25 protein-coding genes are annotated in these 24,183 nt (G+C 40.6%); 12 read left to right on the top strand and 13 right to left on the bottom strand.

What is annotated here, in order from left to right:
• Complete coding sequence (locus NLP_RS32810; protein WP_158680288.1) at nucleotides 1-138, bottom strand: hypothetical protein; 138 nt, start codon at nucleotides 136-138, stop codon at nucleotides 1-3.
• Nucleotides 139-180: 42 nt separating this feature from the next.
• Here NLP_RS32810 and NLP_RS04685 point away from each other — a divergent pair, with 42 nt between their 5' ends.
• Nucleotides 181-1,698 (top strand): protein kinase domain-containing protein, encoded by a 1,518-nt coding sequence (locus NLP_RS04685; RefSeq protein WP_104905366.1) that lies wholly within the window; start codon nucleotides 181-183, stop codon nucleotides 1,696-1,698.
• Between the two features lie 412 nt (nucleotides 1,699-2,110).
• Complete coding sequence (locus NLP_RS04690) at nucleotides 2,111-2,809, top strand: hypothetical protein (RefSeq protein WP_104905367.1); 699 nt, start codon at nucleotides 2,111-2,113, stop codon at nucleotides 2,807-2,809.
• 13 nt (nucleotides 2,810-2,822) lie between these two features.
• On the opposite strand, the gene NLP_RS04695 is transcribed toward NLP_RS04690, so the two are convergent.
• Nucleotides 2,823-3,248, bottom strand: coding sequence for a hypothetical protein (locus NLP_RS04695; protein ID WP_158680289.1), 426 nt, complete (start codon nucleotides 3,246-3,248; stop codon nucleotides 2,823-2,825).
• Nucleotides 3,249-3,888: 640 nt separating this feature from the next.
• Between NLP_RS04695 and NLP_RS04700 the strand changes: the two genes are divergently transcribed.
• Nucleotides 3,889-4,476, top strand: a complete 588-nt coding sequence (locus NLP_RS04700) for a L,D-transpeptidase (RefSeq protein WP_104905369.1) — start codon at nucleotides 3,889-3,891, stop codon at nucleotides 4,474-4,476.
• 94 nt (nucleotides 4,477-4,570) lie between these two features.
• Here NLP_RS04700 and NLP_RS34030 read toward each other — a convergent pair whose 3' ends face one another.
• The 3 genes from NLP_RS34030 to NLP_RS04715 all read right to left on the bottom strand — a co-directional run bounded on the left by NLP_RS34030 (nucleotide 4,571) and on the right by NLP_RS04715 (nucleotide 6,908).
• A complete protein-coding gene (locus tag NLP_RS34030) occupies nucleotides 4,571-4,744 on the bottom strand; it encodes a hypothetical protein (RefSeq protein ID WP_199784763.1) in 174 nt (57 codons plus the stop codon).
• Between the two features lie 34 nt (nucleotides 4,745-4,778).
• A complete protein-coding gene (locus NLP_RS04710) occupies nucleotides 4,779-5,015 on the bottom strand; it encodes a hypothetical protein (RefSeq protein ID WP_104905370.1) in 237 nt (78 codons plus the stop codon).
• Between the two features lie 102 nt (nucleotides 5,016-5,117).
• Nucleotides 5,118-6,908, bottom strand: coding sequence for a DVUA0089 family protein (locus tag NLP_RS04715; protein WP_104905371.1), 1,791 nt, complete (start codon nucleotides 6,906-6,908; stop codon nucleotides 5,118-5,120).
• Between the two features lie 1,112 nt (nucleotides 6,909-8,020).
• Between NLP_RS04715 and NLP_RS04720 the strand changes: the two genes are divergently transcribed.
• Together NLP_RS04720 and NLP_RS04725 are read left to right on the top strand one after the other, a co-directional pair.
• Nucleotides 8,021-8,437: a ribosomal maturation YjgA family protein gene (locus NLP_RS04720; protein ID WP_104905372.1), complete on the top strand. Its 417-nt coding sequence runs from the start codon at nucleotides 8,021-8,023 to the stop codon at nucleotides 8,435-8,437.
• A complete protein-coding gene (locus NLP_RS04725) occupies nucleotides 8,415-8,642 on the top strand; it encodes a DUF167 domain-containing protein (RefSeq protein ID WP_104905373.1) in 228 nt (75 codons plus the stop codon). The genes NLP_RS04720 and NLP_RS04725 overlap by 23 nt, the downstream gene beginning before the upstream one ends.
• A 121-nt stretch (nucleotides 8,643-8,763) precedes the next feature.
• Here NLP_RS04725 and NLP_RS04730 read toward each other — a convergent pair whose 3' ends face one another.
• A complete protein-coding gene (locus NLP_RS04730; RefSeq protein ID WP_104905374.1) occupies nucleotides 8,764-9,375 on the bottom strand; it encodes a glutathione S-transferase family protein in 612 nt (203 codons plus the stop codon).
• Nucleotides 9,376-9,574: 199 nt separating this feature from the next.
• Between NLP_RS04730 and NLP_RS04735 the strand changes: the two genes are divergently transcribed.
• From NLP_RS04735 to NLP_RS04750, 4 genes are all read left to right on the top strand, one after another.
• Entirely contained in the window at nucleotides 9,575-10,276 is a 702-nt protein-coding gene (locus tag NLP_RS04735) for an SOS response-associated peptidase (protein ID WP_104905375.1), read from the top strand.
• A 109-nt stretch (nucleotides 10,277-10,385) separates the two neighbouring features.
• Entirely contained in the window at nucleotides 10,386-10,907 is a 522-nt protein-coding gene (locus NLP_RS04740) for a photosystem I assembly protein Ycf3 (RefSeq protein WP_104905376.1), read from the top strand.
• A 69-nt stretch (nucleotides 10,908-10,976) separates the two neighbouring features.
• A complete protein-coding gene (gatC, locus tag NLP_RS04745) occupies nucleotides 10,977-11,267 on the top strand; it encodes an Asp-tRNA(Asn)/Glu-tRNA(Gln) amidotransferase subunit GatC (protein ID WP_104905377.1) in 291 nt (96 codons plus the stop codon).
• Between the two features lie 274 nt (nucleotides 11,268-11,541).
• Nucleotides 11,542-11,802 (top strand): MoaD/ThiS family protein, encoded by a 261-nt coding sequence (locus tag NLP_RS04750; protein ID WP_104905378.1) that lies wholly within the window; start codon nucleotides 11,542-11,544, stop codon nucleotides 11,800-11,802.
• 67 nt (nucleotides 11,803-11,869) lie between these two features.
• Here the strand turns inward: NLP_RS04750 and NLP_RS04755 are convergent, their stop codons facing one another.
• The 4 genes from NLP_RS04755 to NLP_RS04770 form a co-directional block, all read right to left on the bottom strand.
• Nucleotides 11,870-12,727 carry a lysophospholipid acyltransferase family protein gene (locus NLP_RS04755; RefSeq protein WP_104905379.1) on the bottom strand — a complete coding sequence of 286 codons (858 nt, stop codon included), beginning with the start codon at nucleotides 12,725-12,727 and terminating at the stop codon, nucleotides 11,870-11,872.
• Between the two features lie 270 nt (nucleotides 12,728-12,997).
• Nucleotides 12,998-13,480: a hypothetical protein gene (locus NLP_RS04760; RefSeq protein ID WP_199784764.1), complete on the bottom strand. Its 483-nt coding sequence runs from the start codon at nucleotides 13,478-13,480 to the stop codon at nucleotides 12,998-13,000.
• A gap of 214 nt (nucleotides 13,481-13,694) precedes the next feature.
• On the bottom strand, nucleotides 13,695-13,889 hold the full coding sequence (locus NLP_RS04765) for a hypothetical protein (protein WP_199784765.1): 195 nt from the start codon (nucleotides 13,887-13,889) through the stop codon (nucleotides 13,695-13,697).
• 247 nt (nucleotides 13,890-14,136) lie between these two features.
• Nucleotides 14,137-15,573 (bottom strand): carotenoid oxygenase family protein, encoded by a 1,437-nt coding sequence (locus tag NLP_RS04770; RefSeq protein ID WP_104905381.1) that lies wholly within the window; start codon nucleotides 15,571-15,573, stop codon nucleotides 14,137-14,139.
• Nucleotides 15,574-15,923: 350 nt separating this feature from the next.
• Here NLP_RS04770 and NLP_RS04780 point away from each other — a divergent pair, with 350 nt between their 5' ends.
• Nucleotides 15,924-17,483: a YcjF family protein gene (locus tag NLP_RS04780; protein ID WP_104905383.1), complete on the top strand. Its 1,560-nt coding sequence runs from the start codon at nucleotides 15,924-15,926 to the stop codon at nucleotides 17,481-17,483.
• Between the two features lie 307 nt (nucleotides 17,484-17,790).
• Here the strand turns inward: NLP_RS04780 and NLP_RS04790 are convergent, their stop codons facing one another.
• On the bottom strand, nucleotides 17,791-18,687 hold the full coding sequence (locus NLP_RS04790) for an SDR family oxidoreductase (protein ID WP_104909778.1): 897 nt from the start codon (nucleotides 18,685-18,687) through the stop codon (nucleotides 17,791-17,793).
• Nucleotides 18,688-18,981: 294 nt separating this feature from the next.
• Nucleotides 18,982-19,728 carry a PEP-CTERM sorting domain-containing protein gene (locus NLP_RS04795; RefSeq protein WP_104905385.1) on the bottom strand — a complete coding sequence of 249 codons (747 nt, stop codon included), beginning with the start codon at nucleotides 19,726-19,728 and terminating at the stop codon, nucleotides 18,982-18,984.
• 629 nt (nucleotides 19,729-20,357) lie between these two features.
• Between NLP_RS04795 and NLP_RS04800 the strand changes: the two genes are divergently transcribed.
• Nucleotides 20,358-22,109, top strand: a complete 1,752-nt coding sequence (locus tag NLP_RS04800; RefSeq protein ID WP_104905386.1) for a serine/threonine-protein kinase — start codon at nucleotides 20,358-20,360, stop codon at nucleotides 22,107-22,109.
• A 143-nt stretch (nucleotides 22,110-22,252) separates the two neighbouring features.
• Here NLP_RS04800 and NLP_RS04805 read toward each other — a convergent pair whose 3' ends face one another.
• Nucleotides 22,253-22,993, bottom strand: a complete 741-nt coding sequence (locus tag NLP_RS04805) for an SDR family oxidoreductase (protein ID WP_104905387.1) — start codon at nucleotides 22,991-22,993, stop codon at nucleotides 22,253-22,255.
• Nucleotides 22,994-23,218: 225 nt separating this feature from the next.
• On the opposite strand from NLP_RS04805, the gene NLP_RS04810 reads away from it, so the two are divergent.
• Entirely contained in the window at nucleotides 23,219-24,175 is a 957-nt protein-coding gene (locus NLP_RS04810) for an aldo/keto reductase (RefSeq protein WP_104905388.1), read from the top strand.
• Nucleotides 24,176-24,183 lie beyond the last annotated feature (8 nt).

Here is a 24,183-nt window from a genome sequence, read left to right on the forward strand (position 1 = left end):
CTAACGGGTTGCTGTAGGCATCGCTTCTTCTGGTGATACGTTACTATAGATGACACGTATCATCCCTGGCAGGTATTCATCCATCATCGTGACGTTGGCGTAAATCACCCGTTGTATTTTTTTAGTTAAAACTGCCATAAATTAAATTAAATATACCTTATTTAATGCTGTATAAATCTAATGCATCCTCTTGGCACAGTACTCCGCAGTCGTTATAAAATTATTCATCCCTTGGGAAGTGGCGGATTTGGGGAGACATATTTGGCAGAAGATTTGGATATACCTACAACTCCTAAGCCTAAATGTGTTGTCAAACATCTGAAGCCACAAAACCAGAGTGAAGGACTTCTGAAGATTGCTAAAGGTTTATTTAACCGGGAAGCTGAAATTTTATATCGCTTAGACAACATTCACAACCAAGTTCCCAAACTATTCGCCCATTTTGAAGAAAATGGCGAATTTTACCTAGTACAAGAATTTATTGATGGGCATAACTTAAGCAAAGAAATAATCGCAGGTCAGCCTTGGGGTGAAGCAGAAGTAAAAAAACTGCTCAGGGATGTTTTAGAAGTTTTAGTATTTATCCATCAACAAAGTATTATTCATCGTGATATTAAGCCACAGAATATCATGCGTCGTCATCAAGACGGAAAGATTGTGCTGATTGATTTTGGAGCAGTGAAAGAAATTAAAGGCTTGGAGACGAATACTCAAGGTCTAGTCACATCAAGCATCCTGATTGGCACAAATGGCTATATGCCAGATGAACAAGCTAATGGTAAGCCGAAACTATCTAGCGATGTGTATGCAGTAGGTATGCTAGGAATTCAAGCACTGACAGGCGTACCGCCTCAAAATTTACCCGAAGATCCCGTAACAGGTGAAATAATTTGGCGGGATCGGGCGAATGTCAGCGACAGATTTGTCGAGGTGTTAACAAATATGGTGCGCTCTCACTTTAGCCAGCGTTACCAAACAGCAGCAGAAGCGTTGCAAGCACTTACTCAATCAACACCATCACCAAAACCAAAGTCAGATCGCCAGCGATCGCAATCTAATCGGAAAGTTATGGTAACAGGCGGAGCAGTTTTACTTGGATGTATCATGTCTTTGTATATGGTATCTAAATATTTTGCTCAATCACCAACCCCTCCAAATCCACAAGCAGTTACTCCGAAACCGCTTCCTACAATCAACAAATTCTCTCAGCTACCTTGCGATAGCGATCAACAGCTATCCTCACCCCCTACAGCTACAGGAAATCCAACACACGAAACTAACGTCTATAAATATTACGGGCAGATCAATCCAAAAACGAAAGAAGCCAATGGTAAAGGGTTGATGATTTTTAAGAAGAATCAATTTCAATACTATGGAGACTTTAAGAATAATAAACGTAGTGGTTGTGGGAGATTATCATATCCGGTAAAAAGTAATATTAACTATTATTTAGGGCAGTTTGAAAATGATGAGTTGCAAGGGCTGGGATATTTAAAATTGAGAAACGGAAACGAATATAGAGGAAACTTTGTTAAGAGTAAATGTCAAGGTAAAGGAGTATATATATATGCAGATAAAACTGAGCAAGATGGAATCTGGCGTGAAGATAAGTTAGAAGGAAGTGACTTATTATGTAATAAGGAGCCTTCAGCATCTAGTATGCTAACTATCAGCTTTCTCAGCCTAAAACCCTTTTAACGGTACTGTACAAGAGATTAATAATTAACTTAAGTTAATTAAAAGACTTTGATGTGGCTTTCGTTACTTCAGCAATTTTAGATTACGCAGTTTATTAAACTAGCACTTTACTATTAATTTTCCCCAAAATTGGCGAAATATCCGAAAATATTAAGAAATATTTAAGTTTATTTTCATTTATGCTAGTTAAATACATCTAATGGTTTATACTTAGTGTATTAACAGTGTTTTGATAAATTTAAATATTTATACTGAATTATCTATAATTACGTACTTAATATGTATTTTTTAACTATGCCAAACTATGGGCTTGATACCGTTATTTATAAGTATTAAGTAAGTACCATTTTCCAGAGAATTAGTATTTATGAATGAATTTTAGGTTGTATACATTAGAAAAGAAAGGTATTTTATGAAGATAAAATTTATACTTTATGCTTCTTGTTTACTTATTTCTACAAGTTTAGGTGTTCTTCCAATACAGCAAATACTAGGGCAAGAAGCATCGCCAGCATCTCCTGAACCAAACACTGTACCAGGTTCCCCAACAGAACCATCCTCTACGCCAACTGCTTCACCATCTCCTACACCAACTGCTGTACCAGCTCCCACAACAACACCAAATACGATACCAACTTCTACAGAATTCTCCCAACTACCTTGCGATAAAGATCAACAGCTATCCTCGCCCCCCCCAGCCACAGGCAAACCAACCTGGGAAACTAACGTCTATAAATATTACGGGCAGATCAGTCCAAAAACGAAAGAAGCCAATGGTAAAGGGTTAATGATTTTTAAGCAGAATCAATTTCAGTACTATGGAGACTTTAAAAATAATAAACGTAGTGGTTGTGGGAGATTATCATATCCGGTAGAAAGTAATATTAACTATTATTTAGGGCAGTTTAAAAATGATCAACCTCAAGGGTTGGGATATTTAAAACTGAGAAACGGAAACGAATATAGAGGAAACTTTGCTAAGAATAAATGTCAAGGAAAAGGAGTATATATATTTACAGATAAAACTGAGAAAGATGGACTCTGGCGTGAAGATAAGTTAGAAGGAAGCGATAATTTATCGTGTAAAGAGTTTAACCGTAATTATCGATAGTATGCACATCAATCTAATTAATTAAGTTTGACATTCCAGTGACGTGCATCTGAAGTAAATTCATAAAGCAAAGGTTATTAAAGAAGATGGAAATTAGACTTTCTGCTACTGCTTTAGTTGTTTTCACAAGTTTGAGTTGTTTTCCAATGCAACGATTACTGGCCCAAGAAGCACTTCCTGTTGCAGGACCGGCAATAGCATCAAACAACGATAATAGTAATAATAATATTATTATTGATGGATTACCTGCTGCGGGGCCTGCCATACAGCCAGAAAGTAGACGTTCTTCATCACGCCCAACAGTCATTAGTACAGAATCTAGAAGGTCATCAAGGCGTTCAACAGCCATTAGTAGAGAGGAACCTAGAAGGTCATCAAGGCGTTCAACAGCCATTAGTAGACCAGAATCTAGACCACGAGTTAGACTAGTAACGGACACACCACAGAGACAAACTCGTCCAAGAAGGAGAATAAAACAACCGGCTACACCAGTTCAAAAAGCACCTTCAGTCTCTCCCAATTTCCCAATAAGACTATGGTAAAACTATAGATTTATAAAGGGCAAAATGGAAAGCTAAAAATTAGAATTTAGGAATTAAGCTTGCTGATTGTTTAATTTTGGGTTGTTGATAGAAAGCATGTTTTAAGCTAGTATGAAGATAGAACAATATTTTAGGTAGCCTGATTAAAGCTTTAAGCATTGCCTCAGAGGTTGTTTGAAAAGTGTTTCGCTGTGAATTTATATATTTTCAGATCCCCCCAATCCTCTAAAAAGGAGGAAACTGGAATCAAAGCCCCCCAATATTATCAGGGAATTTAGAAGGTTCTAAAACTTTTGATACCGACAAAACGACTTTTCAAACATCCTCTCAGATTTGGAATTGTACAATATATGCCCTTAGATGAATCAGATAATACTAATTTACTCATACGCTCATTAAGAAAGCCAGAAATAACAAGGGTTTAGAAGTGTGTATGTGCCGCATTCTTTTTTGAAATTAGTATAGTTTCTTAAAGTTGATTAACAAAAGCGATTATTTTAATTTAAATAGCTAGCTTTGCTCGAAGCTGAATAGTTTATGCAAAACAAGATAATCAAAAAGAACCTAGAACTTTGTACTGTTTTAAGTATTGGTTTGGGTGCAATTGCGCTATTGTTCTGGCTGCAATCACAGCGTACTGCTAGAGTGAGTATTGAGAAACATTCAGATTTCCAAAAAACAATTGAGAAGCCAGCATTTCCTATAGTCAAGCCAACTGTTCCCGCAGCTTCTAAACAACACATCCATCTAGTACTTAAACGAAGTATACGGAAGTTGTATGTATACAAAGGAGACAGTTTACAAGCTAGCTACCCAGTCGCGGTCGGTAAACCAGGTTCGGAAACGCCAATAGGAAAGTTCAAAGTTATTGAGATGTTGAAAAACCCAGATTGGACACATCCTCAAACTGGAAAATTAGTTCTTCCAGGTGCAAATAATCCCTTAGGAGAACGCTGGATTGCATTTTGGAATGTTGGCAGAGAATACATCGGATTTCATGGTACTCCTGATAGAACATCTGTCGGGAAAGCAGTTTCTCATGGTTGCGTTCGGATGTATAACGAGGATGTTCGTGAACTGTATAAAATGGTCAAACTTAGTACAACTGTTATAGTAGAACCTTAATCTGGGCATACTCAATACAAATGTACTAAAAATCTCCAATGCTGAATAATTGGCTTACCTTTCAACTTGAGCGATCGCTTCTTCTGGTGAGACATTACCATAAATAACAGACATAATCCCTGGTTAGGTATTCATCCATCATCGTGACGTTGGCGTAAACTACCCGTTGAATAAGTGTAAAACTGAGTCTGTCACCTTCGACATCAATGCTAGTTTTGCAGCTAATTTCCCCGTCGGTAAAATCTAGCTCAAAGTTGCCAATAATCATACCTGAATTAGCTCTAGTTAAAACTCTGCCACAGTCAGCCGCTTATTTTCTGGTGAATTGACTGGACAAATTGAGTAAAAAACGAATTTATTTTGTTTACTTCTGGCAGTTCCTCGCCCTGAATACTGCCCTGTGGTTTCATTTGCAATTCATCTTCTTCATCAGGTAATTCTTCTCGCTCAAGCTTCTCACTTTGTGGCTGATGAATTCTTTGCACTGAATTAAGATGTATTTCCTCTGGAGATAAGTACTGGCTTGCAAATACTCTCATGTTGGATAAAGGAGAACACGCTGCTGTGTTCTCCTAGCCACGAGGAAAAGTATCCTTGAATCTGCCTTTTGATGTTCGTACTTTCTTAAGTTGACAATGTTCTTATGTAAAACTGACTCCTAGTGTATAAGAAAAATCAGGATTAGAACTGCTACCAGAGAAAGTTCCGCCATCTTCAGGCAAGAAAGCATATTTACTCACTGAAATGTAGTACGTACCTGCACTCAGGGAGCGGGTAATTAATGACGAATTGCTACCGCCACTCTCGTCGCTCGTTTCCAGTAAAGTCCCAATTCCAGTATCGTCAAACAGTCCGAGAACTGTATCTCCTGATGTTACTGTCTTAATAGTGACAGTTTCTGGATTTGCTAAAGAAAATTTAAAAAAGTCGAAATCGGGATTGTCCCCCAGTTGAACTGTGGTAATCTGGGCTGAAAGATTAATGTTTGAGCTTGATGATAAGGAACCTAACCATTCAGCAGTAGCCAATGTGTTGTTTGTACCTTCTCCAGCATTTTCCCCCTCAAAGAAAAGGAAGTCATCACTATCAAGTCTGAGATTGTTTTTCGCCAGCGCAATACCGATGAACTCATCTGGTTCTGCTCCCGGTTTGTCTGAGAATATTCGTGTGTTGCTGCCAACAACTTGCAGCCGATAGTCCTGTAAAGATCCTTTGAGTTCAATTCGATCTTGGCTAGAGTCGAAGTCAGTAATAGTAGCGTAGTCCCCAAAGCCAGGATTTGCGCTGTTGTTATCGTCGTAGAAAATATTTACAGCGTCCCCCAGGATAAATCTATCTGCCCCAGTCCCGCCAGTTAAGGTATCAGTTTCTCCTAATCCGGGTGGAAGCGGACTACCAGGAAAAGTACCAATGAGGATATCGTTTCCAGATCCCCCATTGAGTATTTCATTACCCGGCCCGCCTTGTAGGCTATCATTACCGTCCTCACCATTGAGGATATCATCGCCATTACTACCGTCTAGCGTATCATCACCTACTCTTCCATTTAGAGTGTTATTAGAAGTATTACCAAAAAGGAAGTTGTTAAGACTGTTACCTGTCCCAGTAATGTTACCACCTTCTCTCAGCCTCAGGTTCTCCAGATTGGCTCCTAGTGTGTAGTTTACAGAAGACCGGACGGTATCTATGCCTGAATTCGCAGCCTCTGTAATGGTATCAAGAGTAGTGTCAACGATGTAAGTATCATCACCTGCCCCCCCGTTCAAAGTGTCAATACCTAAACCGCCATCAAGTGTGTCATTGCCATTATTACCGGATAATCGGTTATTTTGGTTATCGCCAGCAATGCTGTCATTTGCATTTGTGCCGATGACATTATCAAAGTTGACTGCGGTAAATGACAATGTTCCTAAACCAGGAACTTTATTAGCAGCCAAACTTTGGGTTTGCAGGTTAACGGTGATAAATACCCCAGGCAAAGATTGGGATGCATCGATGGTGTTGTTGGCAACCTTAGCGTTAGCAATAACCTTTTCTACTTTAAAGAGTTGGTCTTTTCCCAATCCGCCAGCTTTTTGAATGGTTCCAACACCTGACAAGGTAATAGTTTGACCTAATTGACTATAATCTGCGGTATCAATGCCATCTCCACCATCAATGTTGTCGTTACCCTGACTGCCTTTGAAGGTGTCACTGCCTGCACCACCTTTTAAAGTATCGTTTCCTGTGCCCCCATCAAGTGTATCATTGCCATCTCCACCGCTGAGACTGTCGTTCGCCGTCCCACCTGCAAGGGAATCGTTACCAGCCAAACCATTCAAGATATCGTTACCGGAGGTACTATTGGCATTACCACCACTAGCCCAGCCAACTATGGTATCATTTCCCGAACTCCCATTTATCGTGTCAGGATTTGTAGTACCGAAAGCCATATTATCTCTCCTAAATTTCTCACTAAATATGTAAGTTCAGCATCAATCAAAAAACTGTTTATCAGTTCAATGTAGATTACTTGTCATTTGCGTAATTTCGTTTTAAATAACATTAACTATTTAGTTAGGAACTTCTCAAGAAAAAATATCCAATTATTTACTGTGGGCTGATCCGAAAGGCCAGCCCTTGATTGCGAACGAAACGCCTACTCTAAAAAATCAGATAATTTATTTCCTGACAATCCATTAATTTATTACGCAAATGATTAAGTAATTAGGTCAAATATTTTGGTTTTTTTTCCAACTTGTTGAACCCATGCCGTAATTATTTAATTATCATGAAGTACAAGGTTACATGAACTTCTTTACTAAATCTTCAAAATACTTAAAAAATCCAATTCATAATACATTGATATATGTTTGTAAATCTTAAATTAAATATTTTTTAAAATCTACTGATTTATTTGGTTAATGTTGTCAGTTTTTTTAGCTTGATGGGGTTTATGATTAAGTTAGGTTTCGAAATCATTGATTTTTGTTAAAGAACTATTATGTTTAATTACAAAAAACTATTTATGTATTAATGAAATACTTTTTTAAGTATATAAGTTAAATTGATATATATCCAGAATATTTTTATGCTTAATAACATTTTAGCTTTACATAAATTTTATATGCTTTTTTGGAAATTAGCGATCTCTGCGGTTTTTGCTAGTCTACGCATACCCACAAAAACCATCTAAACAAATGTCAATGAAGAAAAGCCGATCTCAAACACATGTTTCAGATTGTGTACTAACAAAAGTAATAGAAAAGTACTAATTTCAGATAAAAACTCATGCACCAAGCTGTGGGATGATAAATATGAATATTTAGTCATATATTGCTTCCTACAGATCAATACATCCCAAATCTGTATTTGGAGCCATAGCCTATGTATGATTGAAAGGGGACTGAAGCCAAACCAGAGCGCGTAAATTGGGGACTCTTGAAAATTTGAATGGGGATTTAGACCCCAACCAAATCTTACTCATCTTTTCTTCCCCATTACCCAGGCGAGACTTATAGTCGTTCCGCTGCTAAAATTTTGCTTAGTCTTTAGTCTACGGAAAATGCTTCGATACCGTAACCAAACAATATTTTTTATTCTTTCTGTGCTCTTCGTTGTACCGATGGGCTTTTTGTTTAAGTATTATAATGGGCCTGCCCATTACTGGTTTAATGACTACGGAGCAGCTGTATTTTACGAAATCTTTTGGTGTCTGTTTGCATTTTGGTTTTTCAGAAGTCGCGCAGCAGTAATCCAAATTCCTATATGGGTTTTTATTCTCACCTGTATATTAGAATTCTTGCAACTTTGGCATCCGCCACTATTAGAGCAAATTCGCGCCACCTTGATAGGTAAATTGTTACTTGGTACGACCTTTGTTTGGTGGGATTTTCCTCATTATGTATTGGGTTCTGTTTTAGGTTGGTTGTGGCTGCGACAATTACACGGAATAGGTTATGCAAAAAAAAGTCAAGGTTAAACCTAATTCAAAACAGCAAAGAATTGAAGAACAACCTGATGGCAGTCTAACTGTTTATTTAAAATCGCCTCCAATTGATGGTAAGGCTAATGAAGAGTTAATTAAACTATTAGCAGATAAATTTGATGTACCCAAGTCTCATATCAGAATTAAGTCAGGTTTGTCCTTTCGGCAAAAGCTGATAGAAATTGATACGGATACCTAACTTCTGCTTAATAATACCTTTTTTGAAGACTTTGATAACTCCTGATATGAGCTACATCCTACCCAGGACATCCTCTACTAGAGACAAGAAATGAGAGGCAGAAACTTGCAAAATCTAATTTTTATGCTTGTGTAATACTGATATACCTTGGTTGAGTTTTGACTCTTTCTATCCAAGCTTGGATAGCAGGATATTGTGTTAAATCAAATCCACCTTCATCAGCTACATGAGTATAAGCGAACAAGGCAATATCAGCAATCGTATAATGTTCTCCCACAAAAAAATCTTGAGAAGTTAAGTGTTTATCCATCAAGTTAAGTGCTGTATAGCCTGGTTTGCGTTTTTGTTTGATAGCTTCACCATATTCTTCAGCTTTACCTAGAATAGAAATCCAAAATCTTGATGTAGCAATAAAAGGCTCATGGCTACATTGTTCAAAACATAACCATTGCAGCACCAGCGCTCGTAAAAAGCGGTCATAAGGTAAAAACTCTGTACCTTCACTCAGATAAACCAATATGGCATTTGATTCCGCCAAATATTTCCCTGGCTCGATTTCCAAAACAGGTATCTTCCCGTTAGGATTTTTACTTAAAAATTCTGGTGTTCGAGTCTCGCCTTTCAAGATATTAAGCTCTATCCTCTCAAAAGGCATACCTAGTTGTGTCAATAAAAGACGTATCTTATAACCATGACCAGAAGGTAAAAAATCGTACAGATGCATTAGTTCCATGTTAAAATACAGTTAGGAATATGTTGAGAAGTAAAGGTTCAAAATACAATATCTTACCAAAAGATTTTCCCAAAACCGGATATTTTTTTTGTATTTAGGATCTGAACGTACTACATAAAATTATTCGAGAAAATAAAAAAAAATATTATTTCTTTCTAGATTGAGATGTTTAATTTAGTTAGTGGTCGAAAATAAAACTATGTGTGGAAGATTTACTTTAAACCAGTCGGCAGCAGGATTATCTAAAGTTTTCCATGTCGAGTCAGTTGCCGATTTAGCAGCCGAATATAACATTGCTCCTACGCAAATGGTGGCGACAGTGTTACAAAATCCCGAAAGCGAAAAGCGGGAATTTAAGCAGTTGCATTGGGGATTAATTCCGTCATGGGCGAAAGATGCAGGAATGGGGGCAAAGCTGATTAATGCCAGGGCAGAAACTGTCGCCGACAAACCTGCTTTTCGTTCGGCTTTTAAGCACAGACGCTGTTTAGTGCTAGCTGATGGCTTTTATGAGTGGCAACGCCAACAAGGTAAGAAGCAGCCATTTTATTTTCGTCTCCAAGATGGGCAACCCTTCGGTTTTGCCGGTTTGTGGGAGAGATGGCGATCGCCTGCTAACGAAGAAATAATCTCTTGTACAATTTTGACAACGGCAGCTAACGAATTACTCCAACCCATCCACGAGCGGATGCCAGTAATTCTGGAGCCGCAAGATTACGATTTATGGCTAGATTCCCAAGTGCAAACGGCCCAAACCCTACAGCAGCTATTGCGTTCCTATCCAGCGTCAGCAATGACTGCATATCCAGTTAGCACCTTGGTAAACAACTCTCGACATAATAGTTCAGAATGTATCGTACCCCTCAGCCAGAAGAACGCCCCCGCAAATCAGTTAAATTAGCTATTGAGTGAACTATAGAATTGGGGAGACAAGCAGACAAGGGGATAAAAAAGCGTTTTCCCAATGCCCCATGCCCAATGCCCCAATGCCCAATACCTAGAGACAATATATGCCAAGAACACAAAAAAACGATAATTTTATTGACAAATCCTTTACTGTAATGGCGGATATTATTCTGAAGATCCTGCCAACTAACAAAAAAGCTAAAGAAGCGTTTGTTTATTATCGAGATGGTATGTCGGCCCAAGCGGAAGGGGAATATGCTGAGGCATTGGAATACTATGAAGAAGCTCTAACACTAGAGGAAGATACTAACGATCGCGGCTATATTTTCTACAATATGGGGCTAATTTATGCCAGCAATGGCGACCACAGCAAAGCTTTAGAACTATATCACAAGGGAATTGAGTTAAACCCACGTATGCCCCAAGCCTTGAACAACATCGCTGTGATTTATCACTACCAAGGTGAAAAGCAGAAAGAAGCTGGAGATAACGAGGCTGGCGAAGCGCTTTTTGACCAAGCAGCAGACTATTGGATTCGCGCTATTCGCATGGCGCCCAATAACTACGTCGAAGCCCAAAACTGGCTGAAAACCACCGGGCGATCGCAAATTGACGTATTCTTCTAAAAGTGATGAGTTAGGAATTATGATTTATTCACTCCTAACTCCTCACTCCTAACTCCTAACTAAAAAAAGATGATTGACCAAGAACAAGTTCACAAAGTAGCTAATCTTGCTCGTTTAGAATTGACTCCAGAAGAAGAGGAACAATTTACTAGCCAGTTGGGAAGTATTCTGGACTATATCGAACAACTGAATGAACTTGATGTCAGTAATGTGCTGCCAACAACACGGGCAATTGATGTCAGTAATATCACACGAGAGGATGAATTGCAACCCTATCCTGACCGGGAAAGTATTCTCAACAGTGCGCCGGAACAGGAAGGCGAATTTTTCAAAGTACCAAAAATCCTCAATGCTGAATAGTTATAAAAGAGGACAACGGGATAGGGGGAAACCCCATAGATAAATCTAGTTGCTCTGAAAACAAAGCTGTAGAGTACATCCTTGCAAGCAATCAAGGGAACAATTTCCGGTTTTGCTTAAATCACACTTAGTTGTGCGTGGGTACTTCTGCCTCAAGCCGGACTCAACTAGACATGAGATGAAATCATGCAGTTAGTAATGTATAATTAACGTCAACAGTACAGGGTACTTGTCGAGTATTAAAACACTTGCTCGTACTGCCAAAGTATGTTATATGTCTAAATCTGTAATTACCGTTAACGTCAAGTTGTTTGCTGCTTATCAAGAAGCCTTTAGGGTTTCGGAACTAGTGCTGGAATTTCCTAATAGTATGCCAGTCAAAGCAGTATGCGATCGCCTTATAGCTGAACACCCTGAACTCTCACAATGGCGAGATATAACCCGTTTTGGGATTAATTTGATATTTGTCGAACCAGATACACTACTACATGATGGGGATGAAGTCGTGCTGATTCCACCAGTCAGTGGTGGCTAGGAAACAGTTATGAGTTAGGAGTTATGAGTGATAAGTTAAAGATTTAAAACTTATAACTCATAACTATTCAAAGAGAATTGGTCTTAGCAGTTAGCTTTATTAAGTTATCTAACTCTTGCTGCATTTGACTAACAACTAATTCATAACATTCATTGACATAGTGGCGATCGCTAGCTGCTTCAGGGCCGTAGCGTTCAAATACAATTGGCGGACAAACTCGCGTATATATGGGCACTGGTAATGGAATATTAGGCAATGGGCCAATTCCTAATCCCCACGGCAGTCCGAGATAAATTGGAAAAACTTCTGGATCGATACCTAATAGCCAAGGCATTCCCCACTCATGGAGTTGCTGCACAACTTTGTAGCAGTCAGCAATTATAATGAGTGTATCGTGAGCGCCCCAGGAAATCATAGGCACAATCGGCACATTTTCCCGTAACGCTAACTTGATAAATCCTTGCCGCCCTGCCAAGTAAATTTTGTTACGTAAATAATTCGGTCGGAAGAGATCTTCGGCTCCACCGGGATAAACTAGTAGACTCGCTCCAGAGCGTAAGGCAGTGTAAGCCATTTTTGGATGAGCGAAGATTGCTCCAGCCTTAGCGACTAGTTGCGCTAGTGGCGTGCTAACTTGCCAAACCTTGGGATGCATCAAACCATAAACTGGTTTCTCTACACCAAATCTTCGGAACCAGTCGTACATCATCATTGACATATCAGGGGCCGCGAGTCCCCCATTGTGCGAACCAACAAGTAAGACTTTTTCTTGGGGTGGAATATTATCCCAGCCACTAGTTTGAACTTGGAAATAGTACTGATACAAAAAGCCAAACAGCGGCATCAGAGATTCTATGAACTTTGGATCTCGCTCATCCAAAGACCAACCGGGTTTTTTGTTTAAGAAATGTTGCTTTTTTGACATTGAGGCATTTTAACAGGATTGGCAAAGTTCAAACAATCCTTTTTTTAGATATAACTCAATAAGGTTGGGTTAAGGCTAAAACTCTGTTATTAAAATCAACGTAGACGCATAGAAGTTGATTTTCCTTAATTGCGATCGCTTAATCATTAAACATTTCTAGAAATTAAATATGCATTATCCATAACTTTTGTAGAGACGTAGCAGTGCTACGTCTCTACATTCTTTTTCACTCATATTTCTATTGCCACACAGCGATTAATTTGGTGATGTCTATCTAGTAGTTGCTGGTTTTGAACGCTGCTGCTGGTAAAAACCCACAACTTTTTGAAGATATGTAGCAGTAAATCCGCTGTTGCAGCCTGTATAGCTGCCAGTCATCCACCAACAACCGACACCACGCACAGCAGCGGTTTCATTATTATTAGTGGCAAGAAATTGCTTGTTAAACTCACGGCGCGTAATGCAAGATATAACTTGGCGTGCCTTCGCGGGGCTATTTTCAAACTGCGTTGGTGTTAGTTCTTGTTTGAGACAATGTTTCGACCAGCCTTTTAAGGTTTCTGGTTTAACTTGCCATTCACTATAAAGTCCATCATTGGCGATGCCGGTCTGCGGTGCAGCTAGTCGCAGCGCCTCTACCATTGCCGCGACTTGGGCATCAGAAACCTGTTGTTGTGCTTGAGCTAACAATGATGACAGTCCGAAGCTGACAATCACTCCGCTAAGTAGTAATGCTATGGGGTTTCTCCTCATGATTTTGGACTTGTTTTTAGATACCAATATGTAGAATACTACGTTTTTACACTTACAGGACTTACGCACTGAAAACCTGAAACCTAGATCCTCTCTTAAAAAGGCGGTAACGCTAAAAGCCCCCTTTTTAAAGAGGTTAGGGGATCTCTTGTGCATAAGTCCTAACTTAGTACACCATCTCATAAATTCGTAGCGAATTAAATTTGGCAATATCTTACAATGCCAATGTTTCCCGTTGCATTGTTAATGCGTCGCCTTGGAATGCCAATGTTTCCCGTTGTGTTGTTAATGCGTCGCCTTGGAATGCCAATGTTTCCCGTTGTATTGTTAATGCGTCGCCTTGGAATGCCAATGTTTCCCGTTGTATTGTTAATGCGTCGCCTTGCAATGCCAATGTTTCCCGTTGCATTGTTAATGCGTCACCCTGCAATGCCAATTGTTTCCCGTTGTATTGTTAATGCGTCGCCTTGGAATGCCAATGTTTCCCGTTGCATTGTTAATGCGTCACCCTGCAATGCCAATTGTTTCCCGTTGTATTGTTAATGCGTCCCCTTACAATGCCAATGCGTCGGCTGCATTAAAAACGCTACGCTTTTACGCAAAACTGTACTTTAGCAATTATCAAAGATTTCCCTTCAATCTGGAATTTTGAATTGTTATGCTGGGTTCCAAGTGCCGTGGAAGCTGTGGGGAATGACGCTAGGTAATCCTAGTTTGCAAACAGGTTCTGCATCCAGGCGATCGCTATCAAATACCCAAACTTCACTACTATGACAATTACCATCGTATACAACGGTTAACACCCAACCTTGCTCAGGGTTTTGGGCATCTTGGGCGTGGATGGGTTCTGAAGGATAGCGGTTTTCTCCCAAGTCTGCTTCAGTGAGGGTTTCAGTTTTGTAGTCGAAGCGGGCGATCGCACCGAACCACTCTTTGTCTATATTCCCTCTTTGGGGCATTAATGATATGTAAGTATAGCGCCAAGGTTGCCCAACTTGCGATCGCTGCACTACGGGAAATTCACACTTGCGGTTGACAACTTCGTGTATTGCTGTCACTTTACCAGTTTGAGGATTGAGGCGCACTTGCCATAATGCACCTTCAGTAACTGTGTGCGTCTCACCACTTGCGAATTCTGTGAGATACTCATTGGTTTGGTGAAAATCTGCATATCGCACCATGTCCAGAATCACGGAACCGTCTTTATCCTCATAGCCGTTGCCAAAATGCCAATTGAACCAGGCATCGGTTTCACCACGACTCACTAAGGATAAGTTTTCTCGGTCAAAGATTAACACCTGGGTTCCTAACTGAGGTTCCCACAACAGAGATTCACTAAAGGTAGTCAAACCTAGCAAAAGTGAGAGCATTTTCATCCGCATCGGTGGCATGAAAAACACCAGATACCTTTGAGTTAAAACAAAATCATGCATTATCGAGTAGCGATCTAGCTTAAAAGCCGTTTTTTGGATAATTTTGCCAGTGCGATCGCTTTTGTAGAGATTCAGTTGTACAGAACTTCCGATACTGATTCCAAAGTTAAAAATTTCGCCTGTTTGTGAATCGCGCTTGTAATGAGCAGAATAAGGTAATCCGTTGTCCAAAGCACCTAAATCATCTAATCCCTTTGTTTCTAGAGTTTGCAAATCAAGGCTATATGGATTGGTTGCTTCCCATAAAGCCAACAATTTATCAGGTAAAGCTAACACTGAGGTATTCGCTGCATTCTTGATTTGTTGACCCCAGCGCTTCCAGATAGGGCCTGGCGGATACATCCCATAGACACCATAAAGAAACCTATCCGCTTCAGTTTCAGCTAGATATTCTGCTGTTTGCACATAGCGATAGACTCCGGTAACTCCTGCATCTGTGAAATGAACGCCGAGAATTGCCCCATCTCCATCAAACCAGTGTCCCACGCGATCGCCACCACGTTCTAGCCGTGCGGGGCCATTGCGATAAAGTGTGCCACGCAAGCCATCTGGGATTTTGCCAGAAATAATTGATAGTTGAGTAAGGGGAAATTCTTTTGCTGGTTCTGCGATCGCACTAGCCCAAGATTTATTGTTTGACTTTTTACTTATGGTATGCATATTAAAATTTCTGTAAATATTGATAATGTAGACAATTGCATTCTTACATTGTTGCAATTTTTTAAAGATGCAAAAAATGGAGTGAGCATTGTTGGTTTATCAAGAAAACCTGTTTTCCTCCTGCCTTCTGCCTCACTTCTCTTCTTAGGCTGCGCCAACGACTACGCTCAGTGACCACCTGCCTCCTGCCTTCTGCCCCCTGCCCCCTGCCTCACTATCGACTACGCTCAGTGACCACCGGCCTCCTGCCTTCTGCCCCCTGCCTCCTTCTCACTACTCTGGTAAAAAATGCTGAAACTATTAAGATTAGAAGCATCTGCCTACTGAATACTTACTAAACTTTCCCACCCATGCCTCTGTCACGCATAGTAACGCTGATTGTCGGTCTGATCGTCATTTTGGGGCTAGTCCTATGGCTAATTGATTCCCTATCACGCCTCTATTGGCAATTGTCCTATTCGCCGTTGCTAGGCAATTTGTTGCTGTTATTGCTGATTCTCCTGATTGGAGCCTTGGTTGCCGCTTTTGTCTATTATGTATTGGTGATTCGGACTGGGGAAAAGCGATCGCGCCGCAACCCGAAGCGAGTAACTGCGGCGCAAATTCCGGCTGGCAAATCTGATGCTGCTTCTACAACTCTCCAGGCTGTGCGGCAACAGGTAGCGCAAATTCAAGATGAAGTTACACGCCAAGCTTTATTAAGTCGATCGCGAGAGATTGAAGCCAACTTAGCACGGGGTGAAATTCAAGTAGTGGTATTTGGTACGGGGAGTGCTGGCAAAACTTCCTTAGTAAATGCAATTATGGGACGCATGGTCGGTCAGGTGGATGCACCGATGGGTACAACTCAGGTTGGAGAAACTTATTGTCTGCGGTTGAAGGGATTAGAACGCAAGATTTTAATTACAGATACGCCGGGGATTTTAGAAGCAGGGGTGGCGGGAACGGAACGGGAACAAATGGCGCGAGAACTGGCAACAGAAGCAGATTTATTGTTGTTTGTAGTAGATAATGATTTACGCCGATCAGAATATGAGCCGTTGCGGGGGTTGGCAGAAATTGGGAAGCGATCGCTCCTAGTTCTCAACAAAACTGATTTATATACAGATGAGGATAAAGAATCCATCCTCGCGAGATTGCGTCAACGGGTACGGGGATTTATTGCTACTAATGATGTGGTAGCGATCGCTGCTAATCCGCAACCTGCACAACTTGAAACTGGCGAAACCTTCCAGCCGGAACCGGATATTGTTCCTTTGCTGCGGCGCACGGCTGCGGTTTTACGTGCTGAAGGTGAAGATTTGGTAGCAGATAACATTCTTTTACAGTCTCTGCGATTGGGAGACGAGGCACGAAAACTCATCGATGGTCAGCGCCGCCGTCAAGCTGACAAAATCGTAGAACGGTTTCAATGGATTGGCGCTGGTGTGGTATCAGTCACGCCTATACCAGTCGTAGATTTACTAGCGACAGCTGCTGTTAATGCTCAAATGGTTGTGGAAATTGGCAGAGTCTACGGCTGTGAATTGAATATGGAACGGGGAAGAGAATTAGCCCTTTCTTTAGCGAAAACCATCGCTAGTTTAGGCATTGTTAAAGGAGCAATTCAATTATTATCTACAGCATTGCAACTTAATGTTGCCACCTTTATTATTGGTAGAGCAATTCAAGGCGTGACAGCAGCTTATTTAACGCGAATTGCTGGTAAAAGTTTTATTGAATATTTTCGTCATGATCAAGATTGGGGTGATGGTGGAATGACAGAAGTTGTCCAGCGACAGTTTCAAATTAATCGCAGAGATGAATTTATTAAGGCTTTTATTCAAGAAGCGATCGCGCGAGTGGTGAAGCCGTTACAAGATAAATCTGAAGCGATCAAAGAACAAGAAAGCAGAGAGGAATCTCAATAACTAGCGCTGAAGTATAGCTGTAGCCACTAATGTTAGGACAGTGTTGATTGCTCAAAACCTTGAAGCAACTGGGTTTCTACTCAGCACTCAGCACTTTGCTATAACGGACGCAAAGAAGGGAAATGCGATGCCTGCGGCGGGCTGCGCCAACGCAATCATGCCTAATACAATCATGACGATTGCGATGGCGTACCCGCCCTTTCTGGTGGCGATCGCAGTTAACCAAGCAGAATTAATCTGAAGGTTTTCCCTATTTTCAAGATCAGTGACTCTTATGAAAGTTCTCCTATCGTTTCAACATTTTGAACTAGGCAATCCCGATGCCGCCTGTTACACCATAAACTTCTCCCGTGATGTAGCTGCCTTCTTGGGAAGCAAGCAACACATACACAGGAGCAATTTCCACAGGCTGACCGGGTCTTCCGAGCGGAACTTCAGAACCAAATTTCTCGATCTTGTCCTCGGTCTGACCACCACTCGGCTGTAGCGGTGTCCAGAATGGACCGGGTGCGACTGCATTAACGCGCACTCCCTTCTCGATCATCTGTTTCGCGAGAGATTTGCTGAAATTCTCAATGCCGGCTTTGGTCAGCGCATAGTCAAGCAGACTCGCTGAAGGTTGATATGCCTGAATCGAAGTGGTGTTAATAATTGATGCTCCGGGCTTGAGATGTGGAACGGCAGCTTTGGTAATCCAAAATAGCGCGTAGAGGTTTGTCTTCATCACTTTATCGAAATGCTCAGTCGTGATATCGCTAATTGATGGGTAAGATGTCTGTGCGCCAGCATTGTTCACAAGAATATCTAAACCGTTCAAAGATTGCACTGCATCTGTCACCAGCTTTTGGCAAAAATGCTCGTCGGTGATATCACCCGGAAGCGCAACCGCTTTGCGCCCTGATTGTTCAATCAATTGGATGACCTCTTGAGCATCAGCCTCCTCACTCTTAAGATACCCGATCGCGACATCAGCACCTTCCCGCGCAAATGCGATCGCCACAGCGCGGCCGATACCAGAATCGCCTCCCGTGACCAATGCCTTGCGGCCTGCAAGCTTTCCACTTCCAATGTAGCTCTGCTCACCGTGATCCGGTTGGGGCTGCATCTTTTGAGCAAGTCCTGGTACGGACTGCGGTTGTTGGGGAAAGGGCGGAGCGGGATATTGCTGCCGGGGGTCTTGCATCTCTAATCGATCGTCTTTCATCACTTGTTCTTTTGATAGTTTTTGCAATTCAAGACTCAAGTATCAAGGATCGAGGAGAACGATTCCTCACCCTTTGAGCAGAATAATGTTCCAGAGTATGTAAGACTTAGGCGCGGGTTAATTGATGCGCTTGTAGCTGTTGGGTCACAAACTCCCAGTTTACTAAGTAGTTTAAGAAAGGAATGGCACTGAGAAAACCTGAAATAGTTGCCTGATAAGGGGTTTAGAAAAAGAATAGTTTTAAGGTTGGAAATCACAATAATCTGCAACTCTCAGTTTGCGATCGCTGCTTCATTAATCTAGATTTTTCCAAAGTGATAAAACCCTTGTAAATAATACATTTGCGCTTTTTTTCTTAGTGCCATTTTGCTTTAGGCACCAGCCTCCAACACCAACAACCATTATCCCAGCAAGGGCGCTAGGTTCTGGAACAGGGGTTGAATCTGTATCGACCACAAGTTTAGCAAATGCTTGACCACCACTCTCAGAAAAAAGATATTCCTCAACAAGATCCCCTTGAAGCGCACCTCCAATTGAGAAAAAATTTCCGTTTCTGGTGTTAATATCTGCAATGGCGTTGGAGTTGAGAGCAAAATTAAAGATTTCGTTTGGATTGCCAGAAGTAGTAACGTTAAAAGTTCCATAGTTTTTACCACTTCCCAAATCATTATAAATAGTATTATTGGGGCTATTATTTTTCTGACTCAACACATTAGCAGGTGTTGAAACATCAAAAAAACCTAAAGTCTCTGTTGGATTTCCTGAACCCTGAAATCGTTGAATTTGCAAAGTTGCTGAAGAAACTCCTACTAGATTACCGAGATCGAATTTAAAATAGTTACGTAAATCTGTTCCGCGTATATTTCCAGTTACGTAGTTGATATTATCGTTAGAATTAGCACCATTAAGTCCATCTTCAGCAGCCCACCAACCTTGATCTGATGCAGTCTGAGTAAAAGTTGCTGCTTGGGCTGTATTCAGCGTTCCTAATCCCAACCCAACAATAGCAGACGCAATTGCTAATTTATAAAACCTTTTCATTGGATATCTCTTTCAATTAGAACCTGTTTAGCTGAAACTCACAAAGCTATTCTTTAGCGAACAAAATTCAGGTAGTCATAGAGAATTAATTCTGAATTTTCTATGACTGGCGGATAAATAATCGGCGTTTTTGCACCCCCACTAAATGGAAATATTTTAGCCCTAAACCACAAACTAGGAACAACCCATACTCTGGAATTTTTCGTTTACAGACTAGTAATGAAAAATTAATTATTGGGTTAATATTCTATTGAATATTGTTAGCTTTGTATTAGATTTAGAAAGTATTTACGCACATATAGTATATGTAATACTTAAAAAAGTTGTGAGTTTACAAGAATGAATACATAAACTTTATGTAAACTTTATACAATCTTTATAAAAAAGTGGCAATTCATAAATTCAAATTACATGAAAATAGTGGTTTCGGCTATTTTTTGTGTCAGTTTTATTCTTAAAGATGTTAGGAATCTTGTTATTCATTCTTCTTAATACTTAAGTAAAAATACTTAATAAATTCATTTTGCATTTTAGTAACAAAAGTTCAAGATATATATTTTTCAAGCATTCCGGAAATAGGAGGGAATGTCAGAAAAACTAAATAAAAGGACTTACTGAGTAACCAGGTCATGACCCACCACATAATCGGTAAATTACTACTAGGGCGTTACCAAATTGTCCAAAGCCTCGGTGCAGGGGTGTTTGGACAAACATACATTGCTGTAGACGTAGATTATCCAGAGAATCCCAAATGTGTTATTAAGCAGATTAAAGTTAGCAGTTCCGAATCCGACTACTTGGAGATGCTGAGGTTACTGTTTCTGACTGAAACCCAAACCCTGAAACTTCTGGGAAGCCATGACCAAATTCCTGAATTTATCGCTTGTTTTGAAGAAAACGAGCGATTTTATTTAGTGCAAGAGTGTATTGAAGGACATGCGCTAACTGCGGAATTGCCTATCGATCGACAATGGGGCTGTCTGTGGAGTGAAAGCGAAGTTGTAGAATTCCTGATCGATGTCTTAGGTATTCTAGAATTTGTTCACTCTCAAGGTGTGATTCATTGCGATATCAAACCGGAAAACTTGATTAGACGTACTGTTGATAACAAGTTAGTTATGATTGACTTTGGTTCAATCCAGTCGATTGATTTTGGCATAGGTGCAGAATTGCCTATTTATAGAATTCCCGTCACTTCATTGGGATACATACCACCAGAGCAATTTATTGGTCAAACACAGCCCAACAGTGATATTTATGCTTTGGGTATGATTGCCATTCAGGCTTTAACAGGACTAGAACCACTACAATTAAAAACCGATCCTTCTACTAATGAAATTTTTTGGCGTTCTCAAAACACGCCAGTTAACGATTATCTAGCTGCTGTTCTCAGCCAAATGATCCGCTATAATTACCAAGACCGCTTTCAGTCTGTGGGTGAAGTGCTGCGGGTACTTAAACAAATAATCTGGGAAACTCAGCCATCAGAAACATTAGAGAAAAATTCTCAATTTTCCCTAGAAGTAGCGAAAAATTCTGCATCTGGTAAATCGTCCCCATTATTAACGGGAATGAAAGTCGGACTGGCAGCTAATTCTTTAGTGATGGGATTTGGTGTATATTCTTTAGTTAATACTGCACCTGCATATTCAGAAACAGATACATTATATAAAGCCACAAAAGAATATCAAGCAGGAGATTTGGAAGAAGCGATCGCACTCGCTAAATCAATTCCTTCCCACAGCAATGTTTATCCAGAAGCGCAAGCTACAATTGAAGAATGGCAAGAGCAATGGCAAGTAGCTGCACAGCAATACGAAATAGCACAAACAGCTTTTAAAGAGAGCAGATGGTCAGATGTTCTTCATACTGCTGCTAAAGTTCCAAAGATTTTCTATTGGCAATCTAAAATAGATAAAATAGTTCAGCAAGCATCCGTAAACATTGAAATACAGACGCAAGATTTATTAGCACAAGCTTACGAAAAAGCCGCTGAAAAAGATTTTTCTGCCGCATTACAATATCTGCGTCAAATTCCTCAAGAAAGTCATGCGGGTGCTTTAGTTCAAGACAAGTTAGCTGAATACAATCGAAAACGGCAGATCAGAGCAGCCTACTTTTTACAGAAAGCCAATAAACAAGCATCTATTGGTGATTTCGAGCGAGCTGTAAAATTTCTCAAAAATATTCCCAACGATACTCTAGTTTATGCTCAAGCTCAAGTCAAATTGAATGAGTATACTCAAAAACAACGCGTATTGACTGACAATCAAAAAATAGCTTCTGCAAAAAAAACAAATTTCTTCGTCCCGAAAAACTCAACTAATAAGGTTGAATATCTTCAAGAAGTAAATTATCTTCAAGAAGTTAATATTCGGTAAATTTAGTAATTCGTTATGACTTTTGACTTCCCCGTTCGCGCAGCGTCCCGTAGGGAAGGGGTTGACGCTCTTGCTAGCTTGCTTCCCCGTAGAGGTACGATGGGGGACAAGGGGAATAACTCATGCCCAATGCCCTCTAATTTTTACCAAGGAACCACACCATTTTCATCAAAAAAACCTCCGCTAGAACCATCATTAGGTAGAGTAGCTAGTCTTACTGCTGCGATCGCACCCTGCTCAATAGTGCGATACCCTTGGTATTGATTAATGTCAGTTGCTGTAAAACCAGGATCGGCAGAATTGACTTTAATTAGGGTATCTTTAAGTTCGGCAGCCAACAAAACTGTGATTGCATTCACTGCTGTCTTTGATGAGTTATAAGCAAGAAGCTTAAAGTCAGCGAATTCATAATTTGGATCGGAGTTTTGAGTCAGAGAACCTAAACCACTTGATAAATTCACTATTCGCCCTGCTTTTGACTTCTTTAACAGTGGTAACAACGCTTTGGTAACTGCAAACACTCCAAATACATTCGTTTCATAAGTATGTCGCAGTGTTTCAATATCAACTTGACTAGGTGGAAGGCGATCGCCATCACTTAGTATTCCAGCATTGTTCACAAGGATATCAAGTTTTCCGAATTCGCTCTCGATTTGTTTAGCCGCAGAGTCGATTGTTTTTTGGTCGCTCACATCAAGTTGAATTGTTCGGGCATCGATCTGGCTGAAACGAAGTTTATTCGCTGCTTCTTCACCACGTCCTATATCTCTTGAACCAACAACAACACTAGCACCTCTAGAACCTAGTTGGCGGGCAATTTCATACCCAATACCTTTGTTTGCACCAGTGATCAGCGCAACTTTGCCTTTTAAATCTTCTGACATATTACTTTTCTATTTTGATTGACGCTGACAACTGTTACTATCTTCGAGCAAGTTTAGTGTATGAGTAGTGTGTATCAACACAATATTCAAGATTTAGTAATTCTACACAAGTAGTGATTGGCTGTGATGTTTGCGCTAGTAGTAATTCACACCTTAGATAGCTGTTGAGAGGATATTTGCAGCTTAAAGTAGCAGTTGACTCAAGAATTTTTGAAGAAGGTAGATATGCAAACCAAACAGCTTGGTAATTCAGAGCTTAACATTACCCCAATCGGCTTTGGAGCCTGGGCGATTGGTGGAGGTGGGTGGGCTTTTGGCTGGGGAGAGCAAAATGACCAGGAATCGATCGCAGCGCTCAATTCCGCTCTTGACCTCGGCGTTAATTGGATTGACACCGCAGCTGTCTATGGTCTAGGGCATTCTGAAGAGGTTGTTGCTAAAGCACTCAAAGGTCGATCTAGTCGCCCCTACATTTTCACTAAATGTTCACTAATCTGGGATGAAAAGGGCGAAATAGGTCACAGCCTGAAGGCGGATTCTGTGCGGAATGAGGTTGAAGCCAGTTTGCGCCGACTCAACATTGAAACTATCGATCTCTACCAGATCCACTGGCCCAACCCTGACTCAGAAGTTGAAGAAGGCTGGACGACTCTCGCCAAGCTCAAGGATGAGGGTAAGGTTCGCAATATCGGGGTTTCAAACTTCAATGTAGAACAGTTGAAACGTATCCAGGAGATTGCACCAGTTACGTCATTGCAACCGCCTTATTCATTGGTGAAGCCTGATGTCGAAAAGGAGATTCTGCCTTTTTGTAAGGAAAACAACATAGGTGTGATTGTTTATTCACCTATGCAATCTGGTTTGCTTACAGGAAAGATAACACCTGAGCGGGTTGCTAATTTCCCAGATAATGATTGGCGCAAAAACAATAGTGAATTTCAGGAGCCACGTCTATCTCGTAACCTAAAGCTAGTCGAGGTGTTGCAACACATTGGTCAACAACACGATCGCTCACCAGGTGAGGTGGCGATCGCTTGGACTTTAAATAATCCGGCGGTGACTGCGGCGATCGTTGGCGGACGCAATCCCAAGCAGGTGGAAGGAATCATTGGTGCTGGAGAGTTTCGCCTTAATCAGCAGGAACTAAATGATATTGACACTTTCCTGCGCGAGAATCCATAAAATCTCTG

Origin of the sequence: Nostoc sp. 'Lobaria pulmonaria (5183) cyanobiont' (genome assembly GCF_002949795.1) — a bacterium.
Classification (GTDB): Bacteria; Cyanobacteriota; Cyanobacteriia; order Cyanobacteriales; family Nostocaceae; genus Nostoc.